Below are 10856 nucleotides of genomic sequence, written 5' to 3'. Positions count from 1 at the left end.
CTTTGGATCATTTGCCGCTGGGCGGCGCTTGGGGACGGCATACCTTCGGCGGGCGCCTGCCAGCTGAGGCAGTCGTTCCTGGAAGGTAGTTGGTGAAATTGCCTGCCGTCGTTACACGGCCTTAAGCCACCAGTGGTACAAGTCTCGCCTCATCGCTTTCGAGACGGCTCGTAAATTGGCCTCTTAACGACTTGTCACAGCAGGTTTTACATTTCGGGCGAACCGGGATGCAGCTCAGGGCGCGAGATGAAAGCGGCGACACGAAACGTTTCAACGAGTTTTCTGCTGCAGGAACAGCTTGCGTCGAAAAAATTCCGGTTGCCCATAGCGCTCGACCAACCTGACATGTCACTGTTGTCTGGCGCTCTTATCATGCTTCAACCCTCCCTTATTGCCCTGCTCTCCACTCCTTGAACCTAAAAGATTGTGCGTAAAAAGGAATTGCAATATTACGCACGAATGCGTTGTCCGGGATGTAATAATTAGATGAACGATCACAGGACCCTTCGCCTGTTCCTTGTCGCAGCTGATAAAAAGAGTTTTGCGCAGACCGCCCGAGAGCTTGATATCCCGCCGGCCTCAGTAACACGCGCGATCGCCGGGTTGGAGGCCGAACTGGGCATGCAATTGTTTATCCGGACATCAAAGCAGGTAACACTTACTACCGAGGGTGCAGTTTATGCTGCCCACATCAGGCCATTGCTCGACAGTCTTGATGAAGCCCGCCGCGATACTATGCACGCACACAAAGTGGATGAAGGTCTTTTGAGGTTGAGCGCTCCGACTTGGCTCGGAGAAACGATTTTGCCCAAGGTGATTGCTCAATTCAGCAAGCTTTACCCGAAAATGAGCTACGAACTCTGCCTGTCGGACGGCTTGGTAGATATCGTTGAAGATGGCTTTGATCTTGCGATACGCATCTCTCTTCAGCCATCGGACAAATACGACACCTGGCGGAAAATTTGTCCTGTCCCGAGAATACTGGTGGCTGCTCCCGACAGCCCTTACGCTTTGATGGATCATCCCGGCCTGCTCGAGCCGGAAGACTGTCTCGCTTACAATGAGGAAGGTCAGAGTGAGAACTGGATTCTCTCTGATGGCGGGGCTTCCATGATTGTTACTGCCAGCGCGTTCAGTGCCAACAGTGGAGAGGTTCTCGCTGATTGGGCTTCACATGGGCTGGGAGTAGCGCTCCTGCCTCGATTTAATGTTGCAGAGCATCTGAGATCAGGCCGACTGGTTCACGTATTCAAAGCATGGGCTCCGCCAGATCTTTGGCTCACACTTTGCTACCCTCCGTGTCAAACTTTGCCCCCACGCATCGCAACATTGTCAGAACATATTGAAAAGTATATTCGACCGCTTGCTGGTAGCTTGTGAAGTATCGCTCACCTGATCACCCGCCGCGGTTTCGGGAATGGAAGAAGCATAGCAAGTTCTGCACCCTGCCCGATTCCGACTAACAAGCCCGGATTCTTGGGACTAGCGCGCAGCGTCAATACGACAGCGCCAACGGCGCTGCCTGTGCTTTTGCCATAACATCATCCCGTCTGTCTGGTCAGACATCTCCGTCCGGCGCACCCGAGTCAACTTCGTCTTCATCATCCCCAAACCGGGACAATGTTGCGGCAACCTGCACATGTTTTGTGGAGTTTGGCTGATCTGGCGTTCGAGCAGGCTGCCGTAAAGTCGTGCTCTCGTTGCTGAGAACCGCGAACCCGATTGAAAAGGAGATTTCTTGAATGCTTCACTACGCAAATGCCGGACGTAAACGGTGTGCGATATATCTGTTCCCGATAGCTATGTTTGGCATCGCATTGTCGGGGTGTGTATCAAGCGAAGACCGTCGATATGCAGATACAAGCACGTGCCAGAGCTTCGGAGCACATTACGGCTCACCGGCCTATACGAATTGCATGCTTGAACAGCAGCGTCGGCGCGATAACCGGCAACTGGAGTCTCTAGAGCGGACGAAGCTTACGACGGAGATCGCGAAAGACGCCCAGATTATGGCTGATCGTGCACGCTGGGAACGCTGCAGGCGCAATCCTGATCGTCGCGAATGCCGGCGATAAAAATCAGATGCCGAGCTTCGTGTAGCGTTTAACCCCGCCCTCATGCTGACTATTTTATCGGCTCGTGCGGCGCCCACGCTAGCTAACTCATACCTAGAGAGACGGTTTCGGTCGAGCGTTTAATATGGCGACCCGCTCGGCCGAACGCCATTGACCACCGCACCACCAAAGTGTTGCAGTGCTATCCCTCCTGGTTTTCCTGAAATCGGTTCAGGACATGATTCACATTACATCTTCCGCTCTTCCAACACCGACACTTTGGTCGACGGATCAACAGTGGAGTTAGCGATTATGGAAAATACCGTCGTTCTTACATCGACTCAAGAACAGATCGTCAAAATCATTGCACATACTGACAAAAGGCTGTTCACCACGGTCGATTCAGCTTTGGAAGTAACAGTCAAGCAGGTCAAAGACGAGTTGCAGAGAATCGGCCACGTCGATGCCGCCCCGCCAATGGAGTACTTCACGTTCGGGGTCCTCCAACGAATGTACTGCATGATATGCGGCGCGGACCCGGAAACCTTCGCAGGCGGTGATCCTGAAAGCGCTTACCACGTCATTCGGAACTGCCAGAACATAGCCCAGCATTATTGGTCAGCGAATATCGAGCCCTATCCTCCACTTTGAAAGTTGAAGGGCGTTAGCTCATGCAACGCATCCTGGCGCTTCTACCAATTCGCCTTTCAGGACTCTGGGAATCTGCTGCCGTTGTAGGCAAGGCTCAAATCGTGTCCGCGATCATTTCTGAACCATCGATTTCTTTCGACCAACAGGAAAGATCCTATCCTGCGCGAACAAATGTCGTTTGTGGCGCCGTCTGCCTCCTTAACGCAAGAAGCGTTTATGGCGGACAGCGTCAAGTTGATTGATGTTCTATTGCATTGGGGCAAAGCCCAAGGCGGATGCGACGCTGTTTGCACCGTTGTAGACGCAGTGAAAGGCGACGCTCGGCCAGACCGATTCCGTTACACGGAAGAGGATGGCGGATAGAACACCGACCATGATCGCAATTGGTAATATCATGTTCAAGCCGTGTGCCAGGCCAAATATTACCGAGCTGAGAGCGATCCCGGCGAAGGCGCCATATCGGAAAAGTGCGTTCGCAATCACACCTCTGAACAAGATCTCTTCGCCAAAAGGTGTGAAAATGGCGCCGCCCAGAAAAGACAGTAGAAACGGATGTGCTCCGCCCTGTGCTGCGGCATGCAAGATGCCTTGCGGATTAGTGCTGCCAAACCAGGCCACACATGCAAATTGTATGATCAGGTTAAGGCCGTAGCCGACGACCGCAACCGCAAAAGCAACGAGAAGCCAAAGATATGAAACTGGCTTGAACCCGAACGGGCGCAACGCGCGTATGCGCAGGCAGAATGCTGCATAGAAAGCGCCAACACCGACAACGCCTCCGGCGGTTGATCCGACGATACCGAGAAGCACCGGATCGTCTTGCGGAAGAAGTCCCAGCATCAAGGCGAACGCGAAAAGCAGCGCGGCATATGTAACGAGGCCAATTGATATCTCTGGCCAGCCAGGTTTTTTCTGTTCAACCGCTATGGTCATAGTCACCTCCCGGAATGAGAATGTGGTCGCGCAGGCATCGCGTCCGCCTGGACAGATGCGCAGGAAAACATGGTGTCAACATTGACCGGACGGTGGATACTGAACCGCGATAAATTTCATTTGCACGATCGTCCCTCCGCCGGGTGCCATAGCAATGGTGATGTGGCCGCGGTGGTGGTCGACGACTTGCTTGACAAGGTTAAGTCCGAGCCCGGCACCAGAAGAGCGAGGCTTTAAGCGATAAAAAGGTTCAAGCACACGTTCGTATTCGTCCGCAGGGATTCCAGGACCATTATCCTCCACTTCGAGAATGGGACCTTTGACCCTCACGATGACCTCTTCTCCGCCATGCTCGACTGCATTCTGGATGAGATTTGTCAGCGCGCGTTCTATCGCTCCCGCGTTGCCAGTTATCATTCCGGCCTGTTCAACGACCACCTCAATTGCCTTGCCCGACGCAATCAGTACCGGCGCTAGATCGGCAGCGACGCTGCGCGCCAGGATCTTGAGCTCGATCGGGTCGCTTGGCGCGCCATTATCCAGTCGATGAACATCAAGCAACTGCTCGGCAAGTGTCGCAAGCCGTAACAGGTCCGGCGAAAGTGAAAATTTGTCTTTTTCGTCTACCGCATCGATCTTCATTTTCAGGATGGCGATCGGCGTTCGTAGCTCGTGCGCCGCAGAAGCGATAAAGCGGTTCTGACGATCATAACCTTCATCGAGGCGGCCCAAGGCTTCATTGACAGCGTGCACCAACGGGAAAATCTCTCGCGGAACCTTGCCCTCAGACAGTCGGATTCCCCGGCGCTCCGCGTCGATCAACTTTGCTTCTTCCGCGGTCTTCACTACGCCTGCCAAAGCGCGCCTTACAATCAGAGGTGTTGCGATGATGGAGACAAGAGCCAAGGCAAGAAATAGAGCGATGGCCACGACATTCGATGCTAAAGTGATGAGCGTAGTGAATGGTCGGACCCGACCATGCGCGATGATCTTCATATCGCCAAGAGGGCCGGACAACTGTCGCACAATCGCGGAAAGTGAAAAAGGAGCAAACTGTCCGCGGATGTCTGCAGAAGACAATTTTTCGAGATGTGGAACCAAGGACGCAAGTTCGGGCGGCACCTGGCCAAAGACAACCGTATCGCCGTCGTCAAGCCTTGCCGCGAACCACAGATCCGGCACTTCCTCTTGCAGTGTCGCCAGCTCGGGGGCCATTTGGACCACAGGCATTCCTTCCGCATCTCGGACGATCGCGTTGGCAGCAATCCGCACAACCTCCTCCTCGACGTACATCCCGTCGAGGGTAGAATGAACGAAAAAGATTATGAATCCGGTGGCTGCAGCTGCGATGGCCATAAACTGAAGGACAAGCTGCCGCGTAATCAGGCTCATTTTCAATGATGGCTGACGGCCGCTCAATTCGTTGCCCTGAGCAAATAGCCCACTCCTCTGATCGTATGGATCTCGACGCCAGCGCCAGCATCGGCAAACTTCCGGCGCAAGCGTGAGATGTGGGAGTCAAGGGTGTTGGACTGAATTGCGTCATCGAAGCCGTAAACCTGTTCCTCAAGTGTCTCGCGCAGGACGACACGCCCGCGTCGTCGCATCAGAGCGGTGAGTACAGCCACTTCACGCCTTTGCAGAATCAGTCGTAGTCCATGAACTCGTGCTTCCCCAAAGGCCATATCGAACACAAGACCACCCACAATGATGTCGTCCGACACAACCTCATTCGGGCGACGCTGCACGGCACGAATACGAGCAAGCAGTTCTTGCAGATCGAATGGCTTGACGAGATAGTCGTCAGCACCATCGTCCAGCCCGGCAACCCGGTCAGTCAGTTCTCCGTGAGCGCTCAGAACGATGATCGGAATGCCAGGAGAATCGATCCGAAGTTGATGAATAAGGCTTATGCCGTCGCCGTCGGGCAAGGTACGATCAAGCAGAACTAGCTCGTGGACGCGCGACCGCGACGCTTCGCAGGCGAGCGAGATGCTATCCACCCAGTCTACCACGAACCGGTCGCGTTCAAGGGCGCTGCGTAATGCTTTTGCGAACTGTGCCTCATCCTCAACGAGCAGTATCCTCATCTGACCTCACACAGGATGACGTGTCTGTTTCGCAAAGCTTATCGCGGCGCGAGGTAGCGCCTGTCCCCGGAGAAAACGCGCACATAATTGCGAGCCCATGGCCTGAATTTCACGTTAAAAACTACGCGGATTGCGCTAGGAGTTAAATTGCAATATTATGCATGAATACGTTGTCCGGGATGTAATAATAAAATGAACGATCACAGAACCCTTCGTGTGTTCCTCGTCGCTGCCGATAAAAAGAATTTTGCGCAGGTTGCTCGTGAGCTCGATATGACGCCGGCGTCAGTAACGCGCGCAATTGCAGGACTGGAGGCTGACCTCGGGGTTCAATTGTTTGTTCGAACAACAAGGCAGGTAGCCCTTACTACTGATGGCGCCGTCTATGCCGCCCAGATCAAGCCGTTGCTCGATAGTCTTGATGGAGCCCGTCGCGACATCATGAACGCAAACAAAGTAGATGAGGGCCGCTTGAGGTTGAGTGCGCCGATGTGGATTGGCAAAACCATCCTGCCCAAGGTCATTTCTGATTTTAACAAGCTATATCCGAAGATGAGCTTCGAGGTCTGTCTGTCCGACAGCTTGATCAACATTGTCGATGATGACTTCGACCTTGCGATACGCATTTCTCTTCAGCCGTCGGACAAGTACACAATATGGCGCAAGATCTGCATGATGCCGCGAATACTCGTTGCAGCTCCCGGCAGCCGGTACGCATCCATGGATCATCCCGGCTTCCTCAAGCCTGACGACTGTTTGGCGTACAGTGGCGAAGGCCGGCGGGAAAACTGGGTGCTTTCGGACGGTGGATCCTCCATGAGCATTACTGCGGGACGCGCGTTCAGTGCCAACAGTGGTGAGGTTCTCGCCGATTGGGCCTCACATGGCCTGGGGGTTGCGCTCTTGCCTGGATTTAATGTTGCAGAGCACATACGATCCGGGCGTTTGATTCACGTATTCAAAGGATGGGCTCCTCCAGATCTCTGGCTTACGCTTTACTACCCACCCTATCAGTCACTACCTCCACGAATCGCCGCCTTCTCCGAATTTTTCGAAAAGCATTTGCAACCTCTTGCCAGTATTCGATGACTTGATCGTCTGCTGCAGTAAATCAGATACCATCAAGACGGTGGACCAGCGATTTCGGTACAGTCGCGGGAGGCGTCGGCGCCGACGCTGATATTGTCCAAAACAGGCGAACTAGCCGCGTCTGATTGTTGCATTTACTGGAATCGATTAATGCGTTCTGGGGCAATTCACACTAATAATTTATCCTAATACAAGCATGCGGTGAAAGTATTTCGTGATTCACCGGAGACCAAGCGTATCATGGCGTCGCCAACTTTTTTGCCCCTGTACATGTCCGCGACGCCTCCCGCACGGGGCATGACATCGACACCCCCTGCGCATGCCGCCTTGCAGCGATTTCAAACTGAGAGATGTCGGAAAACACTCTGGCAGTTTGGCTCGGTTCCTCTCGCACGGGCTACAAGGCGCGCCAGGTAACCCTTGAAGCGATTACTCGAAGCCTGGTTTGGAGATCGTGCTTTCCAGGAAAGCATGAGGGAGTGTTGGGGCCCAGCTTTGAGGTGAGCTCAAACTTGGAACGCGACAGGCGAAATGGCCTTGCATGGAGGTTAGAGTGGAATTTGACAAGCTGAAGCAATGTTACGCTCAAGTGAACGGCGTACGTCTCCGCTACCGATATGGCGGTCAAGGTCAGCCGTTGGTATTATTGCACGGGTCCCCGCAGACTTCTCTATCGTGGCGTAAGCTGGTTCCTCTGCTGTCCGGGGATCATACGATCGTCATCCCGGACTTGCGGGGATACGGCAGCAGCGATCGGCCGGCGACGGGATATGGAATTTTTACGATCACGGAAGACGTACATCAGCTTGTTCAACATCTCGACCTGGGTGTTGTGGATCTGGTCGGTCACGATCTGGGTGGGCTTGTAGCATATGCCTATGCAGCACAGCACATGTCTGAAGTGCGCAAACTGGCGGTCCTGGAGGCTCCAATCCTCGGTGTGCCTTCCACCTCGCTGGAGCCCGTCCTCTCGGGCTACTGGCATTTTGGCCTCTATGCTCATCCGAGGTTACCGGAGATCCTGATTGCGGGACGTGAACATGCTTATTTGTCCGAGTTCTTCAGAACCTACAGCCACATCGACGCGATCGAAGCTGAAGCACTAGACGAATATGCCCGTCACCTGGCCGCTCCGGGGGGTATCGCCGGTCTTGTCGGGGCGTACCGGGAGATCGCGGGTGATCTCCCCGCTCTGGATCGGTTGACAAAGAAAAAACTGACAATGCCTGTTTGGGCAGTGGGTGGCGACAAGTCGATGGGCAGAGGCCCGTTCGAACAATTTCAGTCGCTTGCTGATCGAGTCTGCGGCGGTGTTATTCACTCTTCGGGGCACTGGGTTATCGAGGAACAGCCAGCCCAGGTCGCAAAGGAACTCAACGTATTTCTGAGGTAGGCGTTCGTGGCTCAGCGCGAACAAACTGTCCACGTGGGTTTTGGCCAATGTGGTCACACATGACAGGGGACAAGCGCCAGTTAAAAGCATGACGCAGTGTCCCAAGGCGGGACTGAACTGACCGCAAGCGCCCAGTCGAAACCGTCTGTTAAAAACCATCGCTATCAAAGGAAACACCATGTCAAAGTTCATCTCGGCTGTCGCTGTATCGACCACTTTGCTGGCAGGCAATGCTGCAGCTCAGCCCGCGAAATCCACAATCGTCTTCGTTCACGGAGCCTTCGCAGATTCATCAAGCTGGAATGGCGTTATCACCCATCTGCAAAAGGATGGGTACAAAACCGTTGCGGTTGCCAATCCACTGAGGAGCGTGTCGATTGATGCGCGTCTGGTCTCAGATGTCGTCGACAGTATTGAAGGTCCAGTTGTATTGGTAGGTCATTCGTATGGCGGCCAGGTGATCTCAAATGCGGCGAGAGGCAGGGACAACGTCAAGTCTCTGGTTTATGTGGCGGCATTCGCACCAGAAAAGGGGGAGGCCGCGGCCGATCTGGCCGGGAAATTCCCCGGCAGCACCCTCGTTGAAGCACTGTCTGCCCCTGTCAAACTTAGCGACGGCGGTGTCGATCTGTACATTGAACAGGACAAGTTTCACACCCAGTTCGCTCACGATGTCCCATCAGAAACAGCCGCTCTCATGGCAGTCGTCCAGCGGCCCATCAGCGAAGCTGCCTTGACTGAGGAGTCCGGTGAACCGGCCTGGAAGGCGCTGCCGTCATTTTTTGTCTATGGCGACGGTGACAAGAATATTCCAGCGAAGGCACTCATGTTCATGGCAGAGCGGGCCGGCTCAAAGCGCACCATCGTGGTCGAAGGTGCATCGCATGTCGTAATGATCTCAACGCCGAAGGTTGTCGCAGATCTTATCGCCGAAGCTGCAGAATAGGCGCCTGCCTTGCTATTGCACCAAAGCATTGAGTTACCAATCTCCAGCCCCTCGTACCAGAGCCACTTAATGGAATATACGGCGTATTTAACTTTCGTCCTGATCAGCGCGGCTCAAGTTGCTACGCCGGGTCCTTCCACTCTGCTTCTCGTCAACAATGCCTTGTCTCTGGGTCGGTGGCGCGCGATCAGCGCGTTGAGCGGCGATCTCCTGGCGATCGCCTTACTCGCCTGGCTCTCGGTTGTTGGCATTGCAGCTCTATTGGTCACACATCCTGCTGTCTTCATGACGGTGCGCCTCATGGGGGCAGCGTATGTTGTCTGGCTCGGTTGGCTTTACCTTCGTCGCCCGTCCCCAATCCAGGTTGGTTCGACAAGGTCAGAGCCGGACGGAAAGCGAAATGGAGTGAAGCTGTGGCTCTATTCTTTTGGTGTCGGTATCAGCAATCCAAAGGCCATCCTTTTTTTCGCAGCCCTGTTTCCTCAGTTCATCCCGCCAGGCAGCGGCCCTTCCCTTCTTCTGGTTCTGGTTCTTACCTTCGTATTTGTAAAGCTCGTCGTTCTCGGCGCCTACGCTTTTGGAGCACGCCGAATTGCGCGCTTATTACGTAAACCTGAACAGGCAAAGCGCGGCCGAAATCTGACTGGCGTGATCTTCATAATTTTCGGAGCAGTGATGGTCTGGTCCGCCATAACAACCTGATCTGCCATGCATGGCCGGCACGCAACAAAGCTGTTGAGCGGGGGTGGAAACCTTGAAGAGAGACATTTTAAGACCCGGATACCCTGACCTGGAGGAACTTTGATGAACAGACTTTCAGCTCTGATCGGTACGTCTTTTATCTCGGCTTTGTCGGTGAACAGCAGCTACGCAAACCCGCTCCAAGAGGCGGCTCTACTGATTGAAGAAAGGCTTGATGCTCGCGTGGGGTATGCGATCTACAACTCCGGCAACGGCGAAAGCTGGTTATTCAACGCAGATGAGCGTTTCCCCATGGTATCCACTTTCAAAGCTTTGGCCTGCGCGGCGCTTCTGGCAAAAGCTGACACCGGCGAAAAAAGCCTGGATAACACGATAGAAATCAATGATAGCGATCTTGTCACCTATGCGCCTGTCACCAAGGACTGGGTCGGCCGAGAGGTAAGTCTTGGTGATCTCTGCGATGCCACGACACGAACCAGTGATAATCCCGCCGCCAACAAAATTCTTGAAAACATTGGCGGGCCAGAAGGCTTCACCGCCTTTATGCGCACCATCGGCGACAATATCACACGGCTGGATCGATGGGAGACGGAACTTAATGAGGGCACGCCTGGCGATGAGCGTGACACGACAACGCCACGGGCAATCGCCTTATCTCTCCAGAACCTGTTGCTTGGTGACAGTCTCTCGAGGAACTCTCGCGAGCAACTTGCGGCCTGGCTGAAAGGTAATGAAGTCGGTGATCCGCTGCTGCGAGCCGGCATTCCGAAGAATTGGCAGATAGCTGACAGAACAGGTGCAGGAGGTCATGGCACGCGTGGAATTATTGCGGTGATATGGCCGCCCGAAAAAGCCCCGCTCGTTGCGGCGATCTACATAACCGAGACAGACGCGACCATGGACGAACGAAATACTGCGATCTCTCAAATGGGGCAGGCGCTGGCTAAAGTCGTGTCACCCTAGGGCTTTCGATCGGTGCCTTCGACGGTCTGCCTTGT

General features: G+C 54.2%; 10 protein-coding genes. 7 read left to right on the top strand and 3 right to left on the bottom strand.

Annotation, left to right across the window (positions count from 1 at the left end; all coding sequences use genetic code 11):
* Window positions 1-486: 486 nt before the first annotated feature.
* On the top strand, window positions 487-1380 hold the full coding sequence (locus ASD32_RS02605) for a LysR family transcriptional regulator (RefSeq protein WP_060636348.1): 894 nt from the start codon (window positions 487-489) through the stop codon (window positions 1378-1380).
* A gap of 986 nt (window positions 1381-2366) precedes the next feature.
* Window positions 2367-2705 (top strand): hypothetical protein, encoded by a 339-nt coding sequence (locus ASD32_RS02600; protein ID WP_156383031.1) that lies wholly within the window; start codon window positions 2367-2369, stop codon window positions 2703-2705.
* Between the two features lie 246 nt (window positions 2706-2951).
* Here the strand turns inward: ASD32_RS02600 and ASD32_RS02595 are convergent, their stop codons facing one another.
* The 3 genes from ASD32_RS02595 to ASD32_RS02585 all read right to left on the bottom strand — a co-directional run bounded on the left by ASD32_RS02595 (window position 2952) and on the right by ASD32_RS02585 (window position 5728).
* Window positions 2952-3638, bottom strand: a complete 687-nt coding sequence (locus ASD32_RS02595) for a type II CAAX endopeptidase family protein (protein ID WP_060636347.1) — start codon at window positions 3636-3638, stop codon at window positions 2952-2954.
* Between the two features lie 75 nt (window positions 3639-3713).
* Entirely contained in the window at window positions 3714-5057 is a 1344-nt protein-coding gene (locus ASD32_RS02590; protein WP_244490080.1) for a HAMP domain-containing sensor histidine kinase, read from the bottom strand.
* Window positions 5054-5728 carry a response regulator transcription factor gene (locus ASD32_RS02585; RefSeq protein WP_060636345.1) on the bottom strand — a complete coding sequence of 225 codons (675 nt, stop codon included), beginning with the start codon at window positions 5726-5728 and terminating at the stop codon, window positions 5054-5056. Before ASD32_RS02585 ends, ASD32_RS02590 begins: the two co-directional genes overlap by 4 nt.
* Window positions 5729-5920: 192 nt before the next feature.
* On the opposite strand from ASD32_RS02585, the gene ASD32_RS02580 reads away from it, so the two are divergent.
* The 5 genes from ASD32_RS02580 (at window position 5921) to bla (ending at window position 10821) form a co-directional block, all read left to right on the top strand.
* Window positions 5921-6817 (top strand): LysR family transcriptional regulator, encoded by an 897-nt coding sequence (locus tag ASD32_RS02580; protein WP_060636344.1) that lies wholly within the window; start codon window positions 5921-5923, stop codon window positions 6815-6817.
* A 553-nt stretch (window positions 6818-7370) separates the two neighbouring features.
* Window positions 7371-8210: an alpha/beta hydrolase gene (locus ASD32_RS02575; protein ID WP_162252629.1), complete on the top strand. Its 840-nt coding sequence runs from the start codon at window positions 7371-7373 to the stop codon at window positions 8208-8210.
* 178 nt (window positions 8211-8388) lie between these two features.
* Window positions 8389-9156, top strand: coding sequence for an alpha/beta hydrolase (locus ASD32_RS02570; protein ID WP_060636342.1), 768 nt, complete (start codon window positions 8389-8391; stop codon window positions 9154-9156).
* 69 nt (window positions 9157-9225) lie between these two features.
* Entirely contained in the window at window positions 9226-9858 is a 633-nt protein-coding gene (locus tag ASD32_RS02565) for a LysE family translocator (protein WP_060636376.1), read from the top strand.
* Between the two features lie 102 nt (window positions 9859-9960).
* A complete protein-coding gene (gene bla, locus ASD32_RS02560; RefSeq protein ID WP_060636341.1) occupies window positions 9961-10821 on the top strand; it encodes a class A beta-lactamase in 861 nt (286 codons plus the stop codon).
* Window positions 10822-10856 lie beyond the last annotated feature (35 nt).

It is taken from the genome of Rhizobium sp. Root483D2, assembly GCF_001426685.1.
GTDB classification, from domain to species: Bacteria; Pseudomonadota; Alphaproteobacteria; order Rhizobiales; family Rhizobiaceae; genus Pararhizobium; species Pararhizobium qamdonense.
The sequence above is the reverse complement of the archived record's forward strand: the minus strand, read 5'-3'. Positions and strand labels throughout refer to the sequence as shown.